Origin of the sequence: Micromonospora sp. WMMD1102 (genome assembly GCF_029626265.1) — a bacterium.
GTDB lineage: Bacteria > Actinomycetota > Actinomycetes > Mycobacteriales > Micromonosporaceae > Plantactinospora.
Genome location: NZ_JARUBN010000001.1, coordinates 4,452,462 through 4,476,236, shown reverse-complemented (window position 1 = coordinate 4,476,236; position 23,775 = coordinate 4,452,462). Strand labels below are relative to the sequence as shown.

23 protein-coding genes are annotated in these 23,775 nt (G+C 71.0%); 11 read left to right on the top strand and 12 right to left on the bottom strand.

The genetic code is table 11. The features are described from left to right. The first annotated feature begins 65 nt into the window (after positions 1 to 65). Positions 66 to 2,591, top strand: a complete 2,526-nt coding sequence (locus tag O7626_RS19965) for a DUF262 domain-containing protein (RefSeq protein ID WP_347404802.1) — start codon at positions 66 to 68, stop codon at positions 2,589 to 2,591. Between the two features lie 68 nt (positions 2,592 to 2,659). Then, the gene (locus O7626_RS19960; protein WP_278062678.1) at positions 2,660 to 4,825 is read left to right on the top strand and encodes a UvrD-helicase domain-containing protein; all 2,166 of its coding nucleotides are present in this window, start codon (positions 2,660 to 2,662) and stop codon (positions 4,823 to 4,825) included. On the opposite strand, the gene O7626_RS19955 is transcribed toward O7626_RS19960, so the two are convergent. Beyond that, positions 4,803 to 5,390 (bottom strand): TetR family transcriptional regulator C-terminal domain-containing protein, encoded by a 588-nt coding sequence (locus O7626_RS19955; RefSeq protein WP_278062677.1) that lies wholly within the window; start codon positions 5,388 to 5,390, stop codon positions 4,803 to 4,805. The genes O7626_RS19960 and O7626_RS19955 overlap by 23 nt on opposite strands. Before the next feature lie 97 nt (positions 5,391 to 5,487). On the opposite strand from O7626_RS19955, the gene O7626_RS19950 reads away from it, so the two are divergent. The 3 genes from O7626_RS19950 to O7626_RS19940 all read left to right on the top strand — a co-directional run bounded on the left by O7626_RS19950 (position 5,488) and on the right by O7626_RS19940 (position 8,888). Next, complete coding sequence (locus O7626_RS19950; protein WP_278062676.1) at positions 5,488 to 5,961, top strand: GNAT family N-acetyltransferase; 474 nt, start codon at positions 5,488 to 5,490, stop codon at positions 5,959 to 5,961. A 235-nt stretch (positions 5,962 to 6,196) separates the two neighbouring features. After that, positions 6,197 to 7,957, top strand: coding sequence for an ATP-binding cassette domain-containing protein (locus tag O7626_RS19945; RefSeq protein WP_278062675.1), 1,761 nt, complete (start codon positions 6,197 to 6,199; stop codon positions 7,955 to 7,957). Between the two features lie 10 nt (positions 7,958 to 7,967). Continuing rightward, positions 7,968 to 8,888 (top strand): arginase family protein, encoded by a 921-nt coding sequence (locus tag O7626_RS19940; RefSeq protein WP_278062674.1) that lies wholly within the window; start codon positions 7,968 to 7,970, stop codon positions 8,886 to 8,888. Between the two features lie 83 nt (positions 8,889 to 8,971). On the opposite strand, the gene O7626_RS19935 is transcribed toward O7626_RS19940, so the two are convergent. From O7626_RS19935 to O7626_RS19895, 9 genes are all read right to left on the bottom strand, one after another. Further along, positions 8,972 to 9,526 carry a MarR family transcriptional regulator gene (locus O7626_RS19935; RefSeq protein ID WP_278062673.1) on the bottom strand — a complete coding sequence of 185 codons (555 nt, stop codon included), beginning with the start codon at positions 9,524 to 9,526 and terminating at the stop codon, positions 8,972 to 8,974. Positions 9,527 to 9,804: 278 nt separating this feature from the next. Continuing rightward, complete coding sequence (locus tag O7626_RS19930; protein WP_278062672.1) at positions 9,805 to 10,023, bottom strand: hypothetical protein; 219 nt, start codon at positions 10,021 to 10,023, stop codon at positions 9,805 to 9,807. A 262-nt stretch (positions 10,024 to 10,285) separates the two neighbouring features. Then, positions 10,286 to 11,302, bottom strand: coding sequence for an oxygenase MpaB family protein (locus O7626_RS19925; RefSeq protein ID WP_278062671.1), 1,017 nt, complete (start codon positions 11,300 to 11,302; stop codon positions 10,286 to 10,288). A gap of 9 nt (positions 11,303 to 11,311) precedes the next feature. Beyond that, on the bottom strand, positions 11,312 to 12,577 hold the full coding sequence (locus O7626_RS19920) for an MAB_1171c family putative transporter (RefSeq protein ID WP_278062670.1): 1,266 nt from the start codon (positions 12,575 to 12,577) through the stop codon (positions 11,312 to 11,314). Between the two features lie 11 nt (positions 12,578 to 12,588). After that, on the bottom strand, positions 12,589 to 13,092 hold the full coding sequence (locus O7626_RS19915) for a hypothetical protein (RefSeq protein ID WP_278062669.1): 504 nt from the start codon (positions 13,090 to 13,092) through the stop codon (positions 12,589 to 12,591). Positions 13,093 to 13,143: 51 nt separating this feature from the next. Continuing rightward, a complete protein-coding gene (locus tag O7626_RS19910) occupies positions 13,144 to 13,593 on the bottom strand; it encodes a helix-turn-helix transcriptional regulator (protein WP_278062668.1) in 450 nt (149 codons plus the stop codon). Positions 13,594 to 13,935: 342 nt separating this feature from the next. After that, complete coding sequence (locus O7626_RS19905) at positions 13,936 to 15,021, bottom strand: polysaccharide deacetylase family protein (protein WP_278062667.1); 1,086 nt, start codon at positions 15,019 to 15,021, stop codon at positions 13,936 to 13,938. 187 nt (positions 15,022 to 15,208) lie between these two features. Beyond that, positions 15,209 to 15,436, bottom strand: a complete 228-nt coding sequence (locus tag O7626_RS19900; RefSeq protein ID WP_278062666.1) for a DNA-binding protein — start codon at positions 15,434 to 15,436, stop codon at positions 15,209 to 15,211. Positions 15,437 to 15,883: 447 nt separating this feature from the next. After that, positions 15,884 to 16,099 carry a DNA-binding protein gene (locus tag O7626_RS19895; RefSeq protein ID WP_278062665.1) on the bottom strand — a complete coding sequence of 72 codons (216 nt, stop codon included), beginning with the start codon at positions 16,097 to 16,099 and terminating at the stop codon, positions 15,884 to 15,886. 227 nt (positions 16,100 to 16,326) lie between these two features. Here O7626_RS19895 and O7626_RS19890 point away from each other — a divergent pair, with 227 nt between their 5' ends. Beyond that, positions 16,327 to 16,614, top strand: coding sequence for a hypothetical protein (locus O7626_RS19890; RefSeq protein ID WP_278062664.1), 288 nt, complete (start codon positions 16,327 to 16,329; stop codon positions 16,612 to 16,614). 91 nt (positions 16,615 to 16,705) lie between these two features. Here O7626_RS19890 and O7626_RS19885 read toward each other — a convergent pair whose 3' ends face one another. Both O7626_RS19885 and O7626_RS19880 read right to left on the bottom strand, forming a co-directional pair. Further along, entirely contained in the window at positions 16,706 to 17,818 is a 1,113-nt protein-coding gene (locus O7626_RS19885; RefSeq protein ID WP_278062663.1) for a DUF4037 domain-containing protein, read from the bottom strand. A gap of 50 nt (positions 17,819 to 17,868) precedes the next feature. Next, positions 17,869 to 18,282: a YchJ family metal-binding protein gene (locus tag O7626_RS19880; RefSeq protein WP_278062662.1), complete on the bottom strand. Its 414-nt coding sequence runs from the start codon at positions 18,280 to 18,282 to the stop codon at positions 17,869 to 17,871. A 259-nt stretch (positions 18,283 to 18,541) separates the two neighbouring features. On the opposite strand from O7626_RS19880, the gene O7626_RS19875 reads away from it, so the two are divergent. The 5 genes from O7626_RS19875 to infC all read left to right on the top strand — a co-directional run bounded on the left by O7626_RS19875 (position 18,542) and on the right by infC (position 23,766). Further along, positions 18,542 to 18,760 carry a hypothetical protein gene (locus tag O7626_RS19875; protein WP_278062661.1) on the top strand — a complete coding sequence of 73 codons (219 nt, stop codon included), beginning with the start codon at positions 18,542 to 18,544 and terminating at the stop codon, positions 18,758 to 18,760. Continuing rightward, positions 18,760 to 20,997 carry an MMPL family transporter gene (locus O7626_RS19870; protein WP_278066218.1) on the top strand — a complete coding sequence of 746 codons (2,238 nt, stop codon included), beginning with the start codon at positions 18,760 to 18,762 and terminating at the stop codon, positions 20,995 to 20,997. Before O7626_RS19875 ends, O7626_RS19870 begins: the two co-directional genes overlap by 1 nt. A gap of 314 nt (positions 20,998 to 21,311) precedes the next feature. Next, complete coding sequence (locus O7626_RS19865; protein WP_278062660.1) at positions 21,312 to 22,238, top strand: DMT family transporter; 927 nt, start codon at positions 21,312 to 21,314, stop codon at positions 22,236 to 22,238. A gap of 68 nt (positions 22,239 to 22,306) precedes the next feature. Then, on the top strand, positions 22,307 to 22,801 hold the full coding sequence (locus tag O7626_RS19860; RefSeq protein ID WP_278062659.1) for a PH domain-containing protein: 495 nt from the start codon (positions 22,307 to 22,309) through the stop codon (positions 22,799 to 22,801). A 344-nt stretch (positions 22,802 to 23,145) separates the two neighbouring features. Continuing rightward, positions 23,146 to 23,766, top strand: a complete 621-nt coding sequence (gene infC / locus O7626_RS19855; RefSeq protein WP_278062658.1) for a translation initiation factor IF-3 — start codon at positions 23,146 to 23,148, stop codon at positions 23,764 to 23,766. The last annotated feature ends 9 nt before the right edge of the window (positions 23,767 to 23,775 follow it).

The following is a 23,775-nucleotide window of genomic DNA, read 5'->3' as shown; positions in this document are numbered from 1 at the left end:
ACGTTGCCGCCCGGCAAGTTGCTTGATTGTCTTGCTGTCGGCCGAGCGGCGGATGTCCACAGGAGATGGGAGATCAATTAATGGTCGCGGCACGCGAGACGACTCTGCGTGAGTTGCTGGAGGGTACGAAGCAGTATCAGGTGCCGCTGTACCAACGTACGTACTCGTGGAAGACAACCCAGCTCGAACGGCTCTGGGAGGACGTCCTCAAGCTGGCGGAGGATCGCACCGAGGACAAGGGAGCCACGCACTTCATCGGCTCGCTGGTGCTGGCGCCCAGCCCCGCGAACGGTCCCGCGGGCGTTTCCGAGTTTCTGGTGGTCGACGGCCAGCAGCGACTCACCACCCTCTCCATCCTGCTCTGCGCCATCCGGGACCACCGTGCCCAGCACGAGAGCCCCAGGCACCGGGAGCGGCTCGACGAACAATTCCTGATCAACAAATGGGAACCGGGCCAGCACCGGTTGAAGCTCCTGCCCACCCAGGCCGACCGGGCGGCGTACCTCGCCTGTCTCGACTCGACCCCGCAGGCGGGCGGCAGCGACCCGGTCGGCGCGGCGTACCGGTTCTTCGCCGCCCAGCTCGCCGCCGCCGACGACCCGGACGACCCGCTGGACATCGAGCGGATCGAGGATGCGGTCATCTCCGGGCTGGCGCTGGTTTCGGTCACCGCCCAACAGGGCGACAACGTCTACCGGATCTTCGAATCACTCAACAACACCGGCCTGAAGCTCACCCAGGCAGACCTGCTGCGCAACTACCTTTTCATGCGGCTACCCACCCGGGGCGAGGCCGTCTACCAGTCGCTGTGGCTACCGCTGCAGAAGCAGCTCAGCTCCGCCGAGCTTGAGCTGCTCTTCTGGCTCGACCTGGTGCAGCGGGACGCCCGGGTGAAGCAGACGGACACCTACGCCGGGCAGCGGGAACGGTTGAGCCGCATGCGCTCGGAGGAGCAGATCGAGGCGGAGGTACAGCGGTTCAGCCGGCTCGGCGCGATCCTCCGGATCATCCTGCACCCCGCCGAGGAGAGCGACCCGGGAGTACGGCGCAGACTCGAACGGCTCAGCGCCTGGGGCACGACCACCGTCTACCCGCTCCTGCTGCACCTGCTCGACCGTCGGGCGGAGCGCACCGCCACCGCCGAGCAGGTCGCCTCCGCGATGCTGTACGTGGAGAGCTTCTTCGTCCGGCGCCTGCTCATCGGCCGGGCCACCGCCAACATCAACCGCATTCTGCTCTCGGTGGTCACCGAGATGAGCCAGGAACTGCCGGTCGACGAGGCGGTCCGGGCCTACCTGTCGGTGGGCCGCAAGTACTACGCCACCGATGCCGCCCTGCGCTCCGCCATCCGGACCATGCCGTACTACCTCAACGGCCGCCCACACCAGCGCAAGCTGGTGCTTCAGTGGCTGGAGGAGTCGTACGGCAGCAAGGAGCCGGTGGCGCTGGACTCGCTGACGATCGAGCACGTGTTGCCGCAGACCCCTAACGCCGACTGGCGGCAGATGCTTGGCGCCGATCTGGAGCCGGACGAGAACGTCGCCGAGGCGCACGAGGCCCTGCTGCACACGCTGGGAAACCTGACCCTCACCGGCTACAACTCCGAGCTGAGCAACAGTTCGTTCGCGGTGAAACGGGTCAAGCTGGCGAAGAGCGGGATCGCGCTGAACCGGGAGATCGCCGACCAGGAACGCTGGGGACGCCCCGAGATCCACGCCCGGGCGGACGCCCTCGCCGAACGCATCATCTTCCTCTGGCCCGGCCCGAGCGGGGAAACCGTGGACACCAGGTCGGACGTAGCCTGGGACGTCATGAACAGGGCGCTCGCCGAGTTGCCGGCCGGCTCCTGGACCACGTACGGCGACGTCGCCGCCCTCATCGGCAGCTATCCGGTCGCGGTCGGCAACCGGCTCGCCAGCCACCCGACGCCGAACGCGCACCGGGTGCTGCAGGTCGAAGGCACCGTCGCGGCCGGCTTCCGCTGGCCCGACCCGAACCGCACCGACGACCCTCGGGACCTGCTCCGCGCCGAGGGCGTGGAGTTCGACCGGAACGGGCGGGCCAAGCGAGAGCAGCGGATCGTTACCGAGGAACTGGCCCAGTTGATCGGCATGGCGCCGGAGGAACTACCCCGGCCGCGCCCCGGCCGAGACGTCCAGTTCGCGGAGCAGTTGACGGAGCTGCAGAGCGCGGAGGTCGCAGAAGCCACCATCGCCGTGATCGAGGCGTGGGCCGGGCTCGGCGGGACGCTCGGCTTCGGCGAGGGTGGCGAGACCTCCTGCTTCCTCCTCGCTCGCGACAAGGAGCACGAGCTCGGCAACATCTGGCCTGTCGCGATCTACCCGAGCGGCAAGGTCGAGGTGGTGTTCCAGCACCTCAGCATCCGGATGCCGTTCGACGACCTAGCCCTGCGGGAGGAGTTCCGGCAGCGGCTGAACAATGTGCCAGGAGTGGAGATCGCCGCCGCGAAGCTGGCCCTCCGGCCCGGGTTCCCGCTCAAGGTTCTCGTCGATCCCGATGCCTGTAACACCCTGATCGAGCAACTCGGCTGGTTCTATGAACAGGCGCAGGTGGGCAACTCGGACCGCTGAAAGCCCGTCGATCGCGGCCGGTAGGGTGTCACCGGCCGCGACCGAATGACCACGTTGGAGGTTCGCCCGTGCCGCAGCTCGCCTTCGCCAACAGCTTCTGGGAAAGCTACGACGTACTCGAAAAGCCGGTGAAAGCCGGAGTACGCAAGGCGATGGCAAAGTTTCAGCAGCTCAGCATCGCCGAGCTGCACGCCGACAAGGGCCTGCACCTGGAGTCGGTCAACAACGCCCGGGACGCGCGGATGCGGACCATCCGGATCAACGACTTCTGGCGCGGCGTGGTACTGGCCCCGGACGACGGCACCGACACCTTCCTGCTGCTGAACGTCGTACCGCACGACGAGGCGTACGGCTGGGCGGCGAAGCGCCTCTACACGATCAACAGTGCCACCCGGGCGCTGGAGGTGCGTAACGTCGTCGCGATCGAGCAACTCACCCCGGCGCTGGAGCAGGCCGCCGCGACCGCGTCGAGCCTGCTCTTCGCCGGCCACTCCGACAAGGTGCTCCGGCAGCTCGGCATCGACGACCAGGTGCTCCGCGCGGTACGTACGATCATCGACAAGCCGCAGTTGGAGGCGTTCAGCTCGCTCTTCCCCGAGGACCAGTTCGAGGTCCTGCAATATCTCGCCGAGGGCTTCACCCCGGACGACGTCTACCGGGACATCGTCGCCGAACGCCGTCCCGCCGACACCGACGCCGACGACCGCACGGTCGACAGCCTGGCGATGGCGATCGCCAACACCACCAGCCGGATCACCCTGGTCAGCAGTGCCGACGAGTTGTCCGAGATTCTGGACAAGCCATTCGCGGCGTGGCGGGTGTTCCTGCACCCGTCGCAGCGCCGGGTCGCCTACCGTGCCTCGTACAACGGCCCGGCCCAGGTGACCGGCGGACCCGGCACCGGCAAGACGGTGGTGGCGCTGCACCGGGTCAAGCACCTGCTCACCCGCTCGCCCGACAGCCGGGTGCTGCTTACCACCTACACCACCGCACTCGCCGGCACGTTGCGGGAGCACCTGGCGCTGCTCCTCGACGGCGACGCGGAGCGGTTGGCCCGGGTGGAGGTGACCACCGTGAACGCCTTCGCGGTGCGCACCGTCCGCAACCTGGTGGGCCGGGTGCCGTCGCTGATCGGCGACGCCGACGAGCGGCAGATCTGGCGCCGGGTACGCCGCCAGCTCGACCTGCCCTGGACCGAGCAGTTCCTGGCCCAGGAGCACCGACACGTCATACTCGCCCAGCGAGTCGACGACCTGGCCGCGTACCAGAAGGCCAGCCGGCGAGGCCGTGGGTCGGCCCTCGGTCCACGGCAGCGGGAACAGGTCTGGCAGGCCATGGAGATGTTTCGGGCGGAGTTGGGCGCGGCCGGCGCCAGCACCCATCTGCGGCTCTGCAGCGAGGCGGCCCGCCTGCTCGGCGAGGCCGATCTCAGCACGCACGGCTTTGCCCATGTCGTGGTGGACGAAGCCCAGGACCTGCACCCCGCGCAGTGGCGGGTGCTGCGCGCCGCCGTGCCGAAGGGTCCGAACGATCTTTTCATCACCGGCGACCCGCACCAGCGGATCTACGACTCCCGGGTCTCGCTCGGCGCCCTCGGCATCGCCACCGCCGGCCGCAGCGCCCGGCTGCGGATCAACTACCGGAGTACCGAGGAGATCCTCGCCTGGTCGACCGGGCTGCTCGGCAGCTCCCCGACCGAGGACCTCAGCGGCGACGGCAGCGACAGCCTGGCTGGTTACCGCTCACTGCTGCACGGCACCCGCCCGCACGTTGCCGAACATCCAACCGAGCAGGCGGAGGTGGCGGCGCTGGTCGAGCGGGTACGAGAGTGGATCAAGCAGGGTGTCCGACCCAGCGAGATCGCCGTCTGTACCCGGTTCAACCTGCTGCTGGACAGGGTGCACGAGGCGTTGGCTGAGCTGGGAGTACCGGCGGTGCGGGTCAAGGAGCAGCCGGGCGCGGACGTCGACGGCGTACGCCTGGCGACCATGCATGCGATGAAAGGGCTGGAGTTCCGCTGCGTCGCCGTGCTCGGGGTAACCGCGAAGGCCGTACCGTTCGCCAAGGAGATCACCCCGGCAGAGGTGGATCGGATCCAGCACGACAGCGACCTGCTCCGGGAGCGTTGCGTACTCTTCGTCGCCTGCACCCGGGCCCGGGAGGCCCTACACCTCTCATGGAGCGGTCCCGGCAGTCCTTTTCTGCCGACCCTCAGCCCAAGCCGAGTGCGGTGAGCGTGGCGTCGAGGGCGGCGGTCTGGGCCTCCGGCGGATAGCCGGTCGGATCGGCGGAGCCGAGGGCGGCGGCCCCCTCCGCCAAGGCGATCAGAGCGAACGTGGCCGTCGCCACCCGCGCGTCGCTCCACTCGGGCGCGACGGCGGAGACGAGCCGGGCAACCCGCTCGCGCCACGCCTGGTTGTTGGCACGGTGCTGGGCGGTCAACTCGTCGTCGCCGACGGACGCGGCCAGGAAGCCCACCCAGACCACGCTCTCGGTCGCCGTCTCGGCGTCCAGCGCAAGCCCCTGGGCGAGTACGGCCCGCAGTGCGGCGGCCGGGTCGGTCGCGTCCGCTTCGAGGGCCTCGACCCGGGCGCGGGTTCGCTCGTGCAGCAGTTCGCGGGCGTGCAGCAGCAGGGCGCGGCGGTTCGGAAACCGGTGCATGACCAGCCCGGTCGTGCAGTCGGCCGCAGCCGCTACCGCCCGGATCGTCAGCCGCTCGATCCCGTGCCGGGCCAGCACCTCCCAGACGCCCCGGGAGAGCTGTGCCTCCTGGGCCGGTCGGTCCGCCTTCCGTGACATGGATCCCCTTCCGCATCGTTCCCAGCATCGGTAACATCCGTTACCGTAACAAGCGTTACCAATTGGCGAAGCCCCAGCCCATGACGGGAGAAACACGATGCGCGGACCCGCAGGGTGGACGATCGAGGTGCGGCCGTGGCACGACCCGGCCGGCGTCGAGCTCCGCAGACGCCAGCGGGCCGAGCTCGACGTCCGGTACGGCTGCGACGACCACGAGCCCGGCACCCCGCCGTCCGAGGACGACATCGACCTCTTCGTCGTCGCGGTCGACCCGGCCAGTGCGGAGGCCGTCGGTTGCGGCGCGCTGCGCCGGCTGGACGATACCACCGCCGAGATCAAACGCATGTACGTCGAACCGCACCATCGCGGCAGTGGCGTGGCCACCAGCCTGCTCCGGGCCCTGGAGTCGGCGGCTGCCGAGCGGGGCTGGACGACACTGCGGCTGGAGACCGGGACCGCCCAGCCGGACGCGGAGCGCTTCTACCGCCGTGAGGGCTACCGCGAGATCCCGCTCTTCGGCGCCTACGTCGGCTCGACGCTGTCGGTCTGCTACGAGCGGAGGCTCCGGTGATCCGTGCCCGCTCATGCTGTTCCGTGCCGGGTAATTCGGATCGCCGTCCCCGACGGGTTCGGCTATGGTTGCCGGCATGCATTCAGGTCTCGCCGTGATGAAGCCCTGGTCCCGCCGCTGACGGCGGCAGGGTTGACGCGACCTTCTCTCAACTAGCTCTGCTCCGCCGTCCTGGCGTTCCCGCCGGGCGGCTCTGCTGTGCTGCCCGGCTCCACGACGAGCCGAAGAGCAGACGATGCGAAACCTCGACCTGAACTCATCACCCGATTCGACGACCACCACCACGACCACCACCACCGATCTTGTCCGGAGCGGCCGGTTGCCGGCCGGCGACCGGGCGCACGTCCGCGCCGAAGGCGTACGGGTCGTGCTGGGCGGCCGCGTCGTGCTCTCCGACGTGAGCGTGACCGTATCCGCCCGCTCCCGGCTCGCCGTCGTCGGCGAGAACGGGCGGGGCAAGACCACCCTGCTGCACGTACTGGCCGGCATGGTCACCCCCGACCGGGGCACCGTGGACCGCGTCGGCACCATCGGCGTGGCCCGGCAGTCGCTCCAGGCGCGCGGCGGCGAGACGGTGGGCAGCCTCGTCCGGGGCGCGATGCGGGATTCCGAGCAGTCCCTGCGGGCGCTCGACGACGCGGCGACGGCACTGGCGGAGGGCCGGCGGGGCGCCGACGAGGCGTACTCGGCCGCGCTCGACGCGGCCACCCGGCTGGACGCCTGGGACGCCCAGCGCCGCGTCGACGTGGCCCTGGCCGGGCTGGACGCCTGCACCGACCGGGACCGCCCGCTGGCGACCCTGTCGGTCGGGCAGCGCTACCGGGTGCGCCTGGCCTGCCTGTTGGGGGCCCGCCACGACCTGCTGCTGCTGGACGAGCCGACGAACCACCTGGACGCCGACAGCCTGGCGTTCCTCACTTTGCGACTCCGCCAGCATCCGGGTGGGGTCGTGGTGGTGACGCACGACCGTACCCTGCTCCAGGACGTGGCCGGGGAGTTCCTGGACCTCGATCCCAGCCAGGACGGGCGGCCGCTGCTGTTCGCCGGCGGCTATCCCGGCTGGCAGCAGGGGCGGCGGCGCGAGCGGGACCGCTGGGAGCGGGACTACGAGGCACAGCAGGCCGAACACCAGCGGCTGGCGGACGCGGTGAGCGAGGCGCGGCAACGACTCGGCACCGGCTGGCGCCCGGAGAAGGGGCACGGCAAACACCAGCGCCAGTCCCGCGCCCCGGGCGTCGTCCAGGCGCTCCGCCGCCGGCAGGCGGACCTGGACGCGCACCGGCTCACCGTGCCGGAACCACCGCTGCGGCTGCGCTGGCCGGACCTGGCCAGCCGCCCCGGCGTACCCGTGTTGCGCTGCCACGATGTCACGGTGGCCGGACGGCTGCACCGCGGCGTCACGCTCAGCCTCGACGGTGCCGACCGGCTGCTGGTGACCGGCCCGAACGGGGCGGGCAAGTCGACCCTGCTGGCGGTACTCGCCGGGGAACTCGCGCCGTCGACCGGCGAGGTCCGGCACCCGGCACGGGTCCGGGTGGCATACCTCGGGCAGGAGGTGCCGGCCTGGCCGCCGACCGCGCTCGCCCACCAGGTGTACGACCAGCACGTCGGCCGGCTCCAGTCCGGTGGGCAGTTGCGCGCCGAGGACCGGCTGTCGCTGACCGCCACCAACCTGCTCGACCGGGAGGCCCTGCGTACCCCCGTGGGCCGGATGTCCCAGGGCCAGCAGCGCCGGCTGAACCTCGCGCTGCGGCTCGCCGAGCGGCCCGACCTGCTGATCCTCGACGAGCCCACCAACCACCTGTCGGCATCCCTTGTCGACGAGCTGACCGCCGCCCTGTTGCACACCCCGGCAGCCGTCGTCGTCGCGACCCACGACCGCCAGATGCTGCACGACCTGGCGGCCTGGCCGGCCCTGCGACTGGCCGCCCTGGACACGGGGTGGTCCGGCAACGGGCCGCCGTCGACACCGAGCGATCCGGCGGTGGCGGAGTAAAATGATCAAGATGGATGCTCGATGGGGGCTACTCGGCGTGCCGTCCAGCGCGGGCGCGCACACCCCGGGACTGGAGAAGGGTCCGGCGGCGATCCGCGAGGCGGGCCTGCCCGGCCTGCTGTCCGGAGGTGTCCAGGACCATGGTGACCTGCCACCGGTCCGCTGGCGCCCGGACCGGGACCGGCCCGACGCCAAGAACGTCGCGGCGGTGGCCCGGGTCGCCGCCGCGACCGCCCTCGGAGTCACCCGGATCCTCGACAGCGGGCAGACCCCACTTGTCATCGGGGGCGACTGCTCGATCACGGTCGGCGTGGTCGCCGGATTCGTCCAGCGCGGTGTCCGCCCCGCGCTGCTCTACGTCGACGGCGGCCCGGACCTGTACACGCCGGAGACCAGGCCGAACGGCAACCTCGACGCGATGGGCCTGGCCCATCTGCTGGCGATTCCCGGCCACGTTCCGATGCTGGCCGGCATCGCGGGTACGACACCGCTGCTGTCGCCGCGCGACGTCGTCGCGTACGCCCACGCGCTGCCCCCGGGCGACCTCGAACTCCGGCTGCTCGACGAACTCGGCATCACGCACCTGCACGCCGACGAGGTGCATGCCGACCCGTCGGGTGCCGCCGGGCGGGCCCGCCGGGAGATCGAGGCGCTCGGGGCACCGTTCGTGCTGCACTGCGACGTCGACGTGCTCTCCTTCGTGGACGTACCGCTGGCGGACGTGCCCGACTCCGGCGGTGATCCGGTCGGCCTGCGGCTGGCGGAGCTGGCGGTGAGCCTGGCCGTCTTCGCCGCGAGTCCGCGCTTCGCCGGGCTGGTGCTCACCGAGGTCAACCCCGACCACGCGCCGGATCCGGGCGTACTCCGGCACTTCCTCGCGGTCCTGGCCGGCGCCCTCGCCGGGCCGGTCGGCGCCCGCCCCGACCGCTGATCGGGTGGGCGGGACGGCAAGCCCCGCCCACCAACCCGGCCGGTTCAGGGGCGGGTGCGGGTCATCCGGGATGGTGTCGCGGATCATCCAGGATGAGGTCGCGGAGCTGCCGTTTCCGGCGTCGACCCGGGCTCCGGCAGCGGGGCTTCGAAGGTGGCGAGCCAGGTCGTGAGCAGGCGTTCCAGTTGGGTGGCGTCCTCCGGCGACAGCAGGTCGAGCAGGCGGCGCTCGTTGCGCATGTGCTCCGTGAACGTCTGGTCGATCAGCTTCCGGCCGGCGTCGGTGAGTGCGACCACCCGGCCCCGTCCGTCGACGGCGCTCGGGCGCCGGGTGACCAGCCCGTCGCGCTCCAGCCGGTCGATCCGCTTGGTCATCGCCCCGGTGGTGACCATCGTGTGCGCGGCCAGTTCGCCGGGGGTGCGTTCGAACGGCTCGCCGGCCCGCCGCAGGGTGGCGAGCACGTCGAACTCGCCCTCGCCGAGTCCGTACCGCCGGTAGACGACCCGGAGCTGCTCGCCGAGGTGTCCGGCCAGCCGGTGCAGCCGGCCGATCACGCCCTGTGGACGCACGTCGAGGTCGGGCCGCTCGCGGGCCCAGGCCCGTTGGATCCGGGCCACATGATCAAGGTACTCGGTCACATCCGACAGCATATCTTCTGAGGAAGCTATAGTTGCTTCCGTGGAAGCTAGTTTACGATGGGTACCCGTCACCGCCCTCGCCCCGGTCGCCTGGGCGCCACCTACTTCGTCACCCATCGGTACCTGCCGGCGGACTATCCGCTCTACGGCGCGGTACTCCGGGCGCTCCCCGCCGGCCTGCTGCTCCTGCTGGTCCGCCGGACGCTGCCCCGGGGCCCCTGGTGGTGGCGCTCGCTGGTGCTCGGCACCCTCAACATGGGTGCGTTCTTCGCCCTGGTCTACCTGGCGGCACAGGTCCTGCCGACGAGCGTCGCCTCGACGATCATGGCGACCTCGCCGGTCATGATGATGCTGATCGCCTGGGCGGCGCTCGCCGAACGTCCGCGGGCCGCCCACCTGGCCGGGGCCGGCATCGGGATCACCGGGGTCTGCCTGCTCCTGCTGGACGGCACGGTCGCCGTCGACTTCTCCGGGGTACTCGCCTCCGTCGCCGCCATGCTGATGTCCTCGCTCGGCTACGTACTCGCGAAGAAGTGGAGCGCAGGGGTCGACGTCTTCTCGCTCACCTCGTGGCAGCTCGTCGCCGGTGGGGTGGTGCTGCTCCCGGTCGCCGTCGCCGTGGAGGGGGCACCGCCCGCACTGGACGGGCCGGCGCTGGCCGGCTTCGGCTACGTCACGGTGCTGGCGACCGCGCTCGCCTTCGCCGCCTGGTTCACCGGACTGCGCCACCTGAGCGCCGGCACCGTCGGACTGATCGGACTACTCAACCCGGTCACCGGGGTACTGCTCGGCACGGCGGTCGCCGGGGAGACTCTCGCGCCGCAACAGCTCCCCGGGCTCGTACTCGTCTTCCTCGGCATCATGCTCGGCCAACCCGCCGCGCTCCGACTCCTGATGGGAGGGCAGCGACTCCTGCGCCGGGGACTCCTGGGCCGGCCCCACGGTGGCGATGTCGTACCCGTCGGGGTAGGTCCTGGCCCGCAGCCCGCCCTCCAGGTACTGCCACAGCCGGGGTGCCGCCGCGTGCCGCAGGAACCGGGCGCGTCCGGTGAGCGTGCCGGCCAGCAGGGCGCGAGCCCACCACGGAGGTGCGGAAACACCTACCGCCTCGCGCACCGGCGGATCGAGGAGTGCGTCGGCGACCCGCTCTCCGACCGGTACGAGCGGCTTCGGCAGGTCGGCGAGGAGCCCCTTGGTGGCGGTGATCAACTTTCGGGCAGCCGGGGTGGCGGCGAACCGCTCCGCCTCGAAGGCGTCGTACCAGCGGGCGTAGCTGGGCAGGTCCGGCGGGATGTCGGCGATGCGCAGCCGTCGGCCGAGTTCGGCGTAGAAGTGGTAGATCGCGGTGCGCTCGTGGCAGCAGAGCGGGCGCCAGCCGTGCCGGTCGATCCAGCGGGTGCCGACGAAGACGAAGGTGCCGAGCACGTAGCGGTAGTCGTCGTTGTCGATGGCGTACCGGCGGTGCAGTTGGTTGAGTCGCCGGGTGGCCGCCCGGCCCAGCGGGTGGTCGAGACCGTGCTCGATGAGCGTGTACATCAGGATGCCGGTGTCGTCGGCCCGCCGCTCGGTCCGGTGCGTGGTCTCCCCGGTCGCGGCGAGCAGCTCGGCGATCGACGGCACCGCGAAGGTACGCCAGAACGCCAGCAGCAGCCCCATCCGGACGTCGAACGGGAACTCCCACAACGCCGTCGTCCGGTAGATCCGGTGACAGTCCCGCACCGGGTCGAGGGTGCGGATCTGGTGTAGCCGGTCGAACCGGCCGGGCCGGTGCAGCATCGCCGTGCCTCAGTCCCGTACCGGGGCGTCGGGGGAGCTGTCGACGGTCGCGCCCGGCGGGCTGTCCGGGGAGCTGCCGACGGTCGGGGCCGGTGGCAGCCGGCGCAGCGTCGACGAGACCCGGCCGAGGAATTCGAGGTCGGCGGCGAGGTCGGCGTCCTCGTCCGCGGCCCGTCGTTCCGGGTGTGCCGCCGCTGGCTCCTCCGGGTGCGTCGCGCGGAGCCGGGCCAGAGCGTCGCGGATCCGGACCGCCTCGCGGGCAGCGGCGGCGGCGGAGGTCCGGCCGCCGGTGCCGGCCGGCGGGGACGGCTCGTCGTCCGGTGCCAGGTACGGCGCGAGCGCCAGCCGGCCGTCGCGGATCTCGATGACCCGCCGGTAGAGCGCGAAGTCGAGGTCACGCAGCATCCGCAGGTCGGCCCGGCGGGACGCGGGCGGGTCGAGGGCGATCTCCGGCATCACCTGGTACATGGCGTGCCACAGCGGATAGAGCCGCAGGTAGGTCCGGGCCCGGCGCACCTTCTCCGCCGCGGCGGAGAGGCTCGGTCCCCAGGACGGGATGGTGAAGCCTGTCGTGATCACCAGCGCCCCGAGACAGGCGCAGAGCGTGCCGAGGTCGCTCAGGGCCGGCAACCTGGTGCCGAGCCAGGCGGCGACGACATACCCGCCCTTGCCCAGGCAGTAGCCGAGCGCGACGATCGATCCGGCCGCGACCAGCCGCAGGCCCCGGCGCAGCCACGGGCGGCCGTCGGTCCGGGCCACCCGGTTGGCGAACTGGAGGCTGCGCCAGGCGGCGACGCCGAGCCCGAAGGCGAAGGCGGAGACGTAGACCAGCAGGAAGGTGCCGCCGACCGGGCGGGGCCCGTAGACGTCGTCGAAGTCGCTCGGCGCCTCGACGGTGGCTCCGCTGAATGCGAAGAGCACCGCCATGGCGACCAGCACCAGCCCGTAGAAGACCGCCAGCACCCGGGCCCGGGGCAGCGCCTCGGCCGCCGGCATGTGCCACAGCATCAGCATGACCAGCGCGGTGATGCTGTAGCCGACGATGCAGCCGTAGACCAGCAGGGAGGCGAGGTTCGGCACCCCGAAGAAGCGGTTCACCGCCGAGTAGACCGCCGGGACGGCCATGGTGAAGCCGGCCGCGGGCAGGGCGATGCAGAGGGTGAGCACCCAGAGGTTGAGGTTGCGCGGGTTGCGGGCGAGGGCCACCAGCTTGTAGCCCACCGCGATCCACGCGACTCCCGCGCAGAACAGGAAGATGCCGCTCTTACCGTCCATCCGGCGACAGCCTAGTGCTCCAGTGACTGGCCGAGTCGTTCGACCACCGGGTCGCTCGGGGTACGCGGCGCCGGCGGGCGCCACAGCCCGGCCCGCTGCCCGAGCAGCGAGGCGAGGGTCTCGGCCTCCTTCTCCTCCCGGCTGCTGTAGTTGGTCCGGGCGAACATCGACCGCACCACCCCCGGGTCGAGGTGCCGGAAGAGCTGCCGGCTTCCCTGCGCCTCGTCCACCAGGTGCAGCCGGTGCTCCAGCAGCAGGTGCGCCAGCTCGTGCAGGGCGATGTGCACCCGCTGCACCCCGGTCGCGGCGGAGGTCACCACCAGATAGTCGGCGACGTCGGTCGAGACGCAGAGCCCGCACGGCGCACCGGGCGGCAGGTCGAAGGCGATCAGGTGGACCGGACGTCCCCGGTCGGCGCCGAAGTCGGCGATGAAGGTGTCGAGGTCGAAGGGGTCCGGCACTCGGATGCCGCGTACGAGCTGCTCACAGCGCCGGCGAATCTGCCGTAGCGTCATGGGCCCACCGTCCCTCTGCGCGGCGTACTGTCGCCAGACCGCGATCCGCATTCACGCGCCATCATCCGCGTCCGGCTTGCCCTGTTCAAGGACGCGGATCACCCCCAGCAGCTCGGTGAGGGCGTGGATGGCGGACTGCGCCTCCGGGATGACGGAGTTGCGCAGTGCGACGGTGCGGGCACGTACCTGCTGTAACGCGGCGGCGAGGTCGAGTTCCCGGTCGACGTCGGCGGCCAGCCGGTCGCTGGTGAAATACTCCACCGGTACGCCGAAGAACTTCGCCAGCGCCCGGAGGTGGCTGAGGTTGGGGTCGCGCTTCTTCCCGGTGCGCAACTGTCCGATGTAGGTGTGCGAGATCGACTCGCCCTGTGCGGTGATCGCGTCCGCCACCTCGCGCAGGCTGTAGGAGTTGCCGTCGGGCTTGCGGATCCGGTCGAAGAGCCTGTCCAGCCGCTCGGCCAGCGGCCCCGGGCTGCGAAACTCGCCCGTCTCCTCAGCCATCCGGCCTCCTCCGACCCTGGTTCCAGTGGTTTACAGCATGCCACAGGGCTGTGCACAAATGTTGACGGGATCACGTGCCGTATGCGTATCATCGCTGCGGAACGCGCGGGCAGGCGCGCCGGAAAGGGCGTGCCGGGACGTGCGAGCACGGGGGAGGTGTCGTCGTCCAACGGGGGAGACGGGAACGGTGTCGCTGCACCGGCACCCGTCGTACTGACGACATCTGCGGACCACCGGGGGCGGCGGGTCCGTGAGCCCGACGGTCCGGCGTCGGGTGCCCGGCCAGAAGTTCCGGCGGGCGCCCGACGCCTGATCCAGTCGGTGACGAGAATCAGGGACGTTTCAGCTGGCGGTGCAGGTGGGTGACATCCCGGTACCGCTGCCGGTGCCCTGGAAGCCGAACTCCGTCGACCCTCCGGCGGCTATCCGGCCGTTGTAGTTGACGTTCGTGAACGTCACCGCTCCGCTGGTGCCGCTGCGGTTGGCGTTCCAGGCGTTGGTGACGGTGGCGCCGGAGGGCAGTGTCATGCCCACCGACCAGCCGTTGGTGCCGGACGAGCCGGCGGTCACCTGTACGGTGGCCACGAAGCCGCCGTTCCAGGAGTTCAGCGACACCGTCGCGGAGCAGCCGCCCGGTCCCTGCGTCGGCGGGTTGGTCGGCGGGTTCGTGGGTGGGTTCGTCGGCGGGTTCGTCGGTGGGTTCGTGGGTGGGTTCGTCGGCGGGTTGGTGCCGTCGGGCGCGACGGCCCGGCCGGTGCTCGGCGAGATCATGCCGGGGCAGAGGTTGCGGTTGGCCAGGTTGGTCACGATCTGCGACACGGCGTTGATGGTGCTCTGGTAGCCGTCGTGCATCAGGATGACGCCGCCGTTCTGGAGGCTGTTGGCGGCCTGCACGATCTGCGCGGTGCTCGCGCCGTTCCAGTCCTGCGAGTCCACGCTCCACAGCACCTCGGTCAGGCCGAACTGGGCCTGCACGGAACGCAGCGTCGCGTTGGTCTCGCCGTACGGCGGCCGGAACAGGTTCGGTGCCGTCCCGGTGGCCTGCTGGATGGCCTGCTGCGTCTGGCTGATCTCCGAGGTCATCTGCGCGGTGCTGAGCTGGGTCATGTGCGGGTGACTCCAGCTGTGGTTGCCGATCCAGTGCCCGGCCTGCTGCTGGGCGCGTACCAGCGCGGCGTTCTGCTGGACCCGCTGACCCATGTTGAAGAAGGTGGCCCGGGCGCCGGCCTGGCGCAACGCGTTGAGCAGCGAGTTGGTGGTGCCGGGGTTCGGACCGTCGTCGTAGGTGAGCGCCACGTAGCCGTTGCAGGCCGCGGCGGCGACCGGCGGGGCCGCGACGGTGAGGGCGACCGCGCTGGCGGTCACGGTCAGAGCGGCGGCGGCGAGCACGGCGTACAGGCTCGTCGGCCGGGAACGTGCAGGGGGCATCAGGGCTCCTCTTTGCGCGGCAGGTCCCGCCTGCCGGTGGTGGAGATGCCGGCGGTGGCGGCGGTGCTGGACGTTGAAACATTTCGGTGCATCGATCGAAATATATTCAACGTCAAGCATCGATGTCCAGCGTCATCGTGATTCACCCGGCGTGAAGCCGACCTAGCCGTCTGGATGGCCTCCCGGATCAGCCTGGCTCGTCCTCGTCGACCCGGGTTGGCCGCGCCCTCCGGTGCTCCTTGGCCCAGGCCAGCACGTCGGACTTCAGCCAGATTCCGCCAGCAGCCAGCCGGACGTATGGCTCCGGGAAAGACCGCGACGCGATGAGCTGCTTGGTCCGGGACTTCCCGGTGCCCAGCAGAATCCCGATCTCCTGCGTCCCGACCAACTCGTCGGGTGGCGGCATCTTGGCCATGGCCCGGAAGGTAGACACCCTGCGGGGTACCCTGTTCGGCCTGGCTGACACGGGGTGGCCTCTTGACCATGCCCTAAGGGGTAGGGGACGATCTGGGGTGCGGCCCCCGGCCGGGTGGCCAACTGGGCGGTCGGGCGGGGCGCCAACGAAGGTGAGGGCCGCTGCCGGTCTATGAAGTCCTCCGGCGCCCGGTGGCGGCCCTCGACCAGACCGAGGAGGGGAGACCTGTGCAGCTCCGTTCGTTCGCCAGTGATCCGGAACCGGACCAACCGCCGACCCTGATCCAGCAGGTCGACCGGCTCAGAGTGGAGTTGGCGGCGACCCAGCGGGCCCTGCTGGACCGGCAGGCCCGGCTGCACGAAGCGCGGCTGGTGCTGATCTCAAAGGCTGACGGCGGTCGGCCGTCAGGGTGCGGGCCGCCCGGAATGTGCCGGCAGTGGCGCCGGGTCAGCCTGGCTCGTCCCCGTCGCCTGGTCGGGGTGGCCGGTTCTCTTTGGTCCACGCGCGGATCTCCGCGGCAAGGTAGACCTTCATCCCGCGCAGTTCCTGGTACGGAGCTGGGAAGCCAGGTCTGCGCGCGATCTGCTGGAACCGCTGCCGGGTCACGCCGAGATACTCCGCGATCTCGTACGGCCCCATCAACTCGCCCGGCCCGCTCGCCATGCGAGGCAACCTAGACACGGCCGGGTCTACCCTTTTGACAAGAGTCCGATCAGCTAGACCCACTTGACTAGCACTCATGAATCGGGAGACGATGCCGGGCACGGCCCCCGGCCGGGTGGCCAACTGGGCGGTCGAGCGGGGTGCCAGCAAAGGCGAGGGCCGCTGCCGGTCTTGAAGTCTTCCGGCGCCCGGTGGCGGCCCTCGACCAGACCGAGGAGAGGAGACCTGTGCAACTCCGATCGTTCGCCAGTGATCCGGAACCGGACCCACCGCCGACCCTGACCCAGCAGGTCGACCGGCTCGAAGCGGAGTTGGCGGCGACACAGCAAGCCCTGCTGGACCGGCAGGCCCGGCTGAACGAAGCCCAGCAGCGGCTGGTGCTGATCTCGAAGATCGCCCGCGACGACCAACGCTGCCGACGTGCCCCCACCGTCTCCTGGGCCGCGGTCCGGGCCGCCCTGTACTGCGGCCCGGACAACCTCGCCCGGATCGGCACCGACCTACCCATCCGGTGACCGGGCATGCGCCGGGGTAGCGCCCCGGAGAATGCCCGGCCCCGAGTCGACCCGACAACTCGGGGCCGGGTCGTATCCGGTCATATCCGGGCTATTCGAACGGCCCCACCCAGGCCCGAATGATCGTCCGGCGGAACTGATGGCCCCAGACAGCACCGGTCAGTGCCGGGGTGCTGTCCACGTACTGGTCGATCCCGCCGACGGGCGGCAGCGCGGCGATCCCGGGGTCGGAGATCCGGGCCAGCAGGGCGGCGGCGAACCGCTCGGCGTCGATGACCGGGTACGGCCGGTCGTGGAACCACCGCCGCGTCGCCTCCACCGGCTCGGCCAGCCCGAGCCGGTTCTGCCACCCGCCGGCCGCCTCGTAGGCGGTGCAGAGCGCCGACTGTCGCGCCCCGGCGTCCCCGGTCGTCAGCGCCTCGTCCAGCGCGCCCGCGACGACGACCGACACCGGCTCGGACAGGGCCTCGAAGGCAGTGCCCAGCCACTTGCCGTACGGCGCGTACCGCCGGGCCAGCAGCAGGCAGAGCCGCATCACGTCCCGGACCAGCCGGGCGGCCAACACCCGGCTGCCCACCTCCGACCTGGCCTCGGCGGTCCGCCCCACGAACGGCTCCTCCTGGCCGATCCGGCCCCACTGGCAGGCCAGCAGATAGCGCCAGACGTCGTCCGGATACCAGTGCAGGCGCTCCCGCAGCAGGGTCAGCTCACCGAGGTCGTCGGCGAAGACCGCCCCGCCGGTCGCCTCGGCCAGCAGTTGCGCCGGGGTGGCCAACCAGTCGAAGGTGTCGACACCCGACCGCGGATCGAAGCCCAGTTGCGCCGCACACCAGGCACCCACCTCGGTGACCTGCACCAGATGCGCGACGGGTCCGTCGGTCAGGGCCGGCACCCGGGACCGGCCCGCCGCCGCGACGAAGTGCGTCGGCCAGCCGTCGACCTGCTTCGGCAGCCGCTCGGCCAGCAGCGTACGGATGCGCTCGCCGTACCGGGCGAGGTCGTCGGGGGAGAGGAACAGGGTCAGCCGGGGGCCCCAGTCGTGGTCGACCGAGCGCGCGGTGTCGAAGCCGAGCACCTCCGACCCGGGGCCGAGCCGGGCCGCCGCGTGCGGCAGATCCGGGTACGCCTCGGCGAGCAGCGGACGTACCGCCTCGGTGTAGAAGAGCCGGCACAGTCGCAGTCCTGGCACGAACGGCCCCGTCATCCGGCTCACCGTACGGTCGCGGTTTCGCCACGGGCCAGCGGGTTCGTCGGCTACTCGGCCCCGAGGTAGCGCCACTGGCCGTCCTCGCGGCCGAACCGGCTGCGTTCGTGCAGCTCACCGGGGCGGCCCGAGCGCCGGTAGTGTGCCCGGAACTCGACGGTGCCGGTGCTGTCGAACATCCCGCCCCGTTCGCTGTCGAGGACGTCGAGCCGGGTCCACCGGTTCGCCGGGTCCAGCACCAGCCGTTCCGGCCGGGTGCTGGAGTGCCAGGTCCGGAGCAGATAACCGGAGTCGCCCAGCGCGAACGCGCTGAACCGCGAGCGCATCAGCGCCTCGGCGGTCGCCGCGACGGTACGCCCCTGGTGCAGCGCACCGCAGCACTCCTCGTACGCCGGTCCCAGGCCACACGGACACGGCCGGGTCGACCCGTGCCCGCCCGCCCGGCGGGCCCTGCGTTGCGCCACCGGGTGATTGTCGCCGCCGGGTCGATGACGCCGCGTTCGGGGCCGGTCCCGGTGGCAAGCGTCTCAGCGATGACCATCTATCCCCTCAGGTCCGGCCTCCACACTGTCGGGGGAGCCTCGTTCCTCAGCTCAAGCGGCCTCGCTTTGAGGCGTTCGGTAGGGGGTGCGGGTCTCCGCACCCCGGCGGCTGAGGTCGGCCGGCTGAGGTCGGCGGTCGACCTCATGGTCCGGGCCGTGGTGGGTTCATAACGTCCTCAGCATGATCCGTTTGTGGCACGTGCCGATGCGCGCTGGTCTATTGGTGAAGGAGTCTGACCCGCCCCAGGGCGGCCTGGTCGGATTGGTGACCATTCTGATGGAACGGCTCGGTGTGGGCACACTCGTCGAGCCGTACGGGCACTCCGGGGTCGGTAACTCGGCTCGCGCCGTACGCGGCGTCGCGTACGGAACCCCGCGGCAGCCGGAGGACGGCCGGTGATGCCGGGAGCCGAGACCCAAGCACCGGCGGGGCGGCGGCGGCATGCCGTCCGCGTGCCATTCACGACGCGGGTCGGCCGATGGAGTGCCAATCATCCCTGGCTCGCGATCACCGCATGGCTGTGTTTCGTGGTCGCCAGCGTGGTCGGTGGCAGCCTGGTCGGCACGGTGAAAGCCACCACGCAGGACAGCCTGCACGGGGAACTGGCCCGCGCGGACCGCATCGAGCAGGCCGGCGCGTTCCCGGAGGCCCCGGCAGCGGAGAGCGTCCTGATCACGGAGCGGAGCGGCGATCTCGATGTCCAACGGGCTCAGGCCGTGGTGGCCGACCTGTCGGCGCAGATGCGTGCGTTGTCCCAAGTGGCGAAGGTGGCTGACCCGGTTGTCTCGCTGGACCGCGGCGCCTTGCTGGTTGAGGTCGAGATGGCCGGTTCGGCGAACGACGCTGACGCACGAGTGGGACCTTTGCTGGAGGTCACCACACAGGCGCAGCAGCGGTATCCCGACCTGTTGGTGGAACAGGTGGGGTCGGCGTCCCTGGCGAAGGCGCTGACCGAGACGCTGGCGGCGGATTTCGTCAAGGCGGAGCTGATCAGCGTGCCGGTCGCGCTGGTGATCCTGCTGATCAGCTTCGGCGCGTTGATCGCCGCCGGAGTGCCCGTCGTGCTGGCGTTGTCGGCCGTTGCCGGTGCCATCGGGCTGGCACAGTTCGCCTCACACATCTTCCCGGCCGGGGAACTGGTCAGCAGCATCATCCTGCTCATCGGCATGGCGGTCGGCGTCGACTACTCGCTGTTCTACCTGCGCCGGGAGCGGGAGGAACGAGCACGCGGGCTCGACCATCGCAGCGCGGTCGAGATCGCCGCCGCCACCTCGGGGCACGCGGTACTTGTCTCCGGCGTCGCCGTCGTGACCGCCATGGCAAGCCTGTTCCTGGTCGGCGACAACACGTTCAGCTCGATGGCCACCGGCTCGATCCTGGTCGTCGGGGTGGCGGTGATCGGGTCCCTCACCGTCCTGCCCGCGATTCTGGTCGCCCTCGGACGCTGGGTGGACCGGCCACGAGTGCCCTTCCTCGGTCGGCGAATGCAAAGGGCGGAGCGTAGCCGCTTCTGGGCGGCGGTCCTGCGCCCGGCGCTGCGCGCGCCGCTGGCGACGTTCGTGATCTCCGTCGGCGTCCTGGTCGCCGTCGCCATCCCGGCGCTGGACATGAACCTCAAGCGGCCGACCGCCACCGACCTGCCCCGCTCGATTCCGATCCTGCGCACCTACGATCACCTGGCGCAGGCGTTCCCGAGCAACGACCTGGGCACCAGCCACGTCATCGCGATCCGCACCGACGCCGCGGGCGGACCAGCTGTCCAGCGCGAGATCGCGGCGCTGGCCGCGCGGATCAAGGGGGACAGCCGGTTTGCCCAGGACCGCCCCCCGACGGCGCGCAGGTCCGCCGACGGCACGGTCTTCCTGGCCACCGTCCGCGTAGCGGGCGCCAGCGACAGCAGCGAGGCGACCCAGTCGCTGCACCGGTTGCGCACCTTACTGCTGCCGCAGACGGTCGGCACGGTTCCGAACACGGAGTGGGCGGTGGCCGGCCGTACCGCGAGCGATGCCGACTTCCGCGACCGCATGGCGTCGGCGCTGCCGCCGGTCGTCGCGTTCGTGCTCGGCATGGCCTTTCTGATCATGCTCGTCACGTTCCGGTCTGTGGTGGTGGCGTTGACCTCGATCTTGCTCAACACAATCTCCGTGGCCGCCTCGTACGGCCATCTGGTACTGGTGTTCCAGCACACCTGGGCTGAAGATCTGCTCGGGTTCACCTCCAACGGCGCGGTCGTGTCCTGGCTACCGCTGATGCTGTTCGTCATCCTCTTCGGACTCTCGATGGACTACCACGTGTTCGTCGTGAGCCGCATCCGCGAGGCTGTCCAGCACGGCGTACCGACCCGGCAGGCGATCGAGCAGGGCATCGTCTCATCCGCGTCCACGGTCAGCAGCGCCGCGATCATCATGGTCGCCGTCTTCTGCATCTTCGCCACGCTGTCGATCGTCGAGTTCAAACAACTCGGCGTGGGACTCGCCGCCGCGATTCTGATCGACGCCACCATCATCCGCGCGGTCGTCCTGCCGTCCCTCATGCGACTGCTCGGCGAAGCGAACTGGTGGGCCCCGCGATTCATGAACCCGGTCGTGTCCGAGCCGACCTTGAGGTCCCCCCGACAGCATGCAGGCCGGACCTGAGGGATAGATGGTCATGGCTGAGAAGAGGAGGCGGTTCGACCGGGAGTTCCGCGAGGGCGCCGTGCGGATCGTCCGGGAGACCGGCAAGCCGACCGCGCAGGTCGCTCGGGACCTGGGGATCAACGACGGCAGTCACCGGAGCGCTGCTGCCCAGATCACGTCGGTCGAGCGATCTCGATCACAGACAGCGGCAGTCGTCGGCTGTGAGGCTGGGCCGCGGCCCTGTGGGCCGGCGCTGTGCCGCCCGGCCGGTCGGCGGTCGCCCGGTCGCCGGCGGTCGCACCGCGCCGGGTCGACTGGACGGGGTGTCGCTGGTGAAGGTGCTGCCGGGCTGGGCCGCGATCGGGCTGACCGTACTGGCCGGGGTCGGATCGGCGGCGCAGAGCCTGGCCAACGCGGAGATCGGCGAGCGGACCGGCAACCCGATCATCGGGGCACTGGTGAACAACGCCGGTGGTGTGGCGCTGGTCCTGCTCGGCCTGCTCGCGCTGCCGTCGATGCGGTCCGGTCTGCGGGTGCTGCGCCGGAGCCGACTGCCGTGGTGGACGTACCTCGGCGGGCTCTGCGGGGCGTTCTTCATCGTCGCCGCGACGTACGTCATCCCGGTGCTCGGGGTGGCGGTCTACACGATCGCCCAGGTGGCCGGGAACAGCGGCGGCGGCCTGTTGGTCGACCGGACCCGGCTCGCTCCGGCCGGGCGGATGCGGCTGACCCGGCCCCGGGTGGCCGGCGCGCTGCTCGGCATCGCGGCGGTGGCGCTGGCCCAGCTCGGCCGGCCGGTCGGTGACCTGGCGCTCGGGCTGCTGCTGCTCGGTGTCGTCTGCGGGATCCTCGTCGCCGTGCAGGGCGCGTTGAACGGCCGGATCTCCACGGTCGCCAACCCGGCCACCGCGACGGCGGTCAACTTCGCGGTCAGCAGCGCAGCGATGCTGCCGGTGGCGGCGGTGATCGGCGCGCTCGCCCAGCTCGGCACCGTCGACTGGCCGAGCGAGTGGTATCTCTACACCGGCGGCCTGCTCGGCGTCACGATCACCGTCGCGCTGCTGGTCGGTATCCGCGCGATGGGGCTGCTCCGGACCGGTCTGGCCCTGGTCGCCGGGCAGCTGGGCGGAGCGCTCCTGCTCGACCTGCGCCCGGGTGGCCCCGGAGCGAGCCTGCCGGTACTCGTCGGCGCGCTGCTGACCCTGCTCGCGGTGCTCGTCTCCGGCCGGGCCACCCGGGGCACTCCGGCAGCCACCTGAACCGTCCGCGTCTGGGCGAAGTCGGGCTGGCGGCGGTCCGGCGGGTGCCGGATGGCAGACTGGACGGCGTGACCGAATCCGCCGTCGCCCGCGATCCCGGCACCGTCTCCGTGCGTCCGCGACGCATCCGGGTGGTCTGCTGGATCCTGGCTCCCGCGCTGGTGGTCATGTTCGCCCTGCTGAGCATCGGGCTGCGCGGCTCGACCGGGGCCGGTGCGGCGACCTTCCAGCGTGGCGACCAGCTCGCGATGGCCGGGCTCGGCGTGCTGGGTGCCTTCGTGGTGCTGCTCTTCACCCGCCCCCGGGTCGAGGCGGACGCCCGGGGGGTGCGGGTCCGCAACGTCTTCCGGGGCTACGACGTGCCCTGGGAGGTGGTCCGGGCGGTCCGGTTCGACCGGAGTTCGGCCTGGGCCAGCCTGGAACTGCACGACGACGAGCTGGTGCCGGTGCTGGCCCTCCAGGCGGTGGACCGGGAGCTGGCCGTCGACGGGGTACGCGGACTGCGCGCCCTGCACGCCGCACACCAGCAGCCCCGCCCCGCCACACCGCAGCCGGCGGAGTGACCACCACCGCCCCGGCGTGCCCGTTTTGGCATCCTGCGGGCTGACCTGCTAGTCTTCTCTGGTCGACCACTGTCCTCGCTGTGCTGGATCTCCAGCCGGTGCGGGACGGTCAAGAAGCGGAGCGCCTGCTCCCACCCGTGTCGCCGTCTCCGGTGGCCGGGTCCGGTCAACCGGTTCGGCCCAGCCGATCCGGAGCGCGATCGTTGATCGCCGATGACCGGTCGAGCGGGCCCCGGCATGCGCCGGGGCCTTCTGCTTTGGGTCGCAGACGTTAGGACCGGCCACCGCTGACGCGCGGCCGGTGAGGATCACCACGAGGAGGCCCCATCAGCGTCGAGCCACGCGTGAACGAGCAGATCCGGGCACGTGAGGTCCGACTGGTCGGCCCTGAGGGCGAGCAGGTGGGCATTGTCCCGCTGGAGCGAGCCCTGCAGCTGGCCGCGGACGTCGACCTGGACCTGGTCGAGGTTGCGCCGATGGCGCGCCCGCCGGTGTGCAAGCTCATGGACTTCGGTAAGTACAAATACGAGTCCGCACTGAAGGCGCGCGAAGCCAGGCGTAACCAGCAACAGACCGTCATCAAGGAGATGAAGCTTCGTCCGAAGATCGATCCGCACGACTACGAGACCAAGAAGGGTCACGTGGTGCGGTTCCTCAAGGCGGGCGACAAGGTCAAGGTGACGATCATGTTCCGCGGTCGCGAGCAGAGCCGACCGGAGCTGGGCTACCGGCTCCTGCGCCGGCTCGAATCCGAGATCTCGGAACTGGGGTACGTCGAGGCCGCTCCGAAGCAGGACGGTCGCAACATGATCATGGTCCTGGCTCCGCACCGGGCCACCAAGGCCGCCGCCACGGCAGCCAGGGCTGGCTCGCCGCGCGAGCGGGAGGCCGGTGCCGCCGAGGCACCGCCGGTCGCCGAGGCGGCGCCCGGCCCGGCCGGACCCGCCGGAACCACCGGCGAGTAACAGGGGAGA

What these genes read in the sequence shown, in the direction of transcription:
- O7626_RS19965 (WP_347404802.1), top strand. Translation starts at nt 66, where the DNA reads ATGGGAGATCAATTAATGGTCGCGGCACGCGAGACGACTCTGCGTGAG.
- O7626_RS19955 (WP_278062677.1), bottom strand. Translation starts at nt 5,390, where the DNA reads ATGTCACGGAAGGCGGACCGACCGGCCCAGGAGGCACAGCTCTCCCGG.
- O7626_RS19950 (WP_278062676.1), top strand. Translation starts at nt 5,488, where the DNA reads ATGCGCGGACCCGCAGGGTGGACGATCGAGGTGCGGCCGTGGCACGAC.
- O7626_RS19945 (WP_278062675.1), top strand. Translation starts at nt 6,197, where the DNA reads ATGCGAAACCTCGACCTGAACTCATCACCCGATTCGACGACCACCACC.
- O7626_RS19940 (WP_278062674.1), top strand. Translation starts at nt 7,968, where the DNA reads ATGGATGCTCGATGGGGGCTACTCGGCGTGCCGTCCAGCGCGGGCGCG.
- O7626_RS19930 (WP_278062672.1), bottom strand. Translation starts at nt 10,023, where the DNA reads ATGGCGGCGACGGAGGCGAGTACCCCGGAGAAGTCGACGGCGACCGTG.
- O7626_RS19925 (WP_278062671.1), bottom strand. Translation starts at nt 11,302, where the DNA reads ATGCTGCACCGGCCCGGCCGGTTCGACCGGCTACACCAGATCCGCACC.
- O7626_RS19920 (WP_278062670.1), bottom strand. Translation starts at nt 12,577, where the DNA reads ATGGACGGTAAGAGCGGCATCTTCCTGTTCTGCGCGGGAGTCGCGTGG.
- O7626_RS19915 (WP_278062669.1), bottom strand. Translation starts at nt 13,092, where the DNA reads ATGACGCTACGGCAGATTCGCCGGCGCTGTGAGCAGCTCGTACGCGGC.
- O7626_RS19910 (WP_278062668.1), bottom strand. Translation starts at nt 13,593, where the DNA reads ATGGCTGAGGAGACGGGCGAGTTTCGCAGCCCGGGGCCGCTGGCCGAG.
- O7626_RS19905 (WP_278062667.1), bottom strand. Translation starts at nt 15,021, where the DNA reads ATGCCCCCTGCACGTTCCCGGCCGACGAGCCTGTACGCCGTGCTCGCC.
- O7626_RS19900 (WP_278062666.1), bottom strand. Translation starts at nt 15,436, where the DNA reads ATGGCCAAGATGCCGCCACCCGACGAGTTGGTCGGGACGCAGGAGATC.
- O7626_RS19895 (WP_278062665.1), bottom strand. Translation starts at nt 16,099, where the DNA reads ATGGCGAGCGGGCCGGGCGAGTTGATGGGGCCGTACGAGATCGCGGAG.
- O7626_RS19885 (WP_278062663.1), bottom strand. Translation starts at nt 17,818, where the DNA reads ATGACGGGGCCGTTCGTGCCAGGACTGCGACTGTGCCGGCTCTTCTAC.
- O7626_RS19875 (WP_278062661.1), top strand. Translation starts at nt 18,542, where the DNA reads ATGATCCGTTTGTGGCACGTGCCGATGCGCGCTGGTCTATTGGTGAAG.
- O7626_RS19870 (WP_278066218.1), top strand. Translation starts at nt 18,760, where the DNA reads ATGCCGGGAGCCGAGACCCAAGCACCGGCGGGGCGGCGGCGGCATGCC.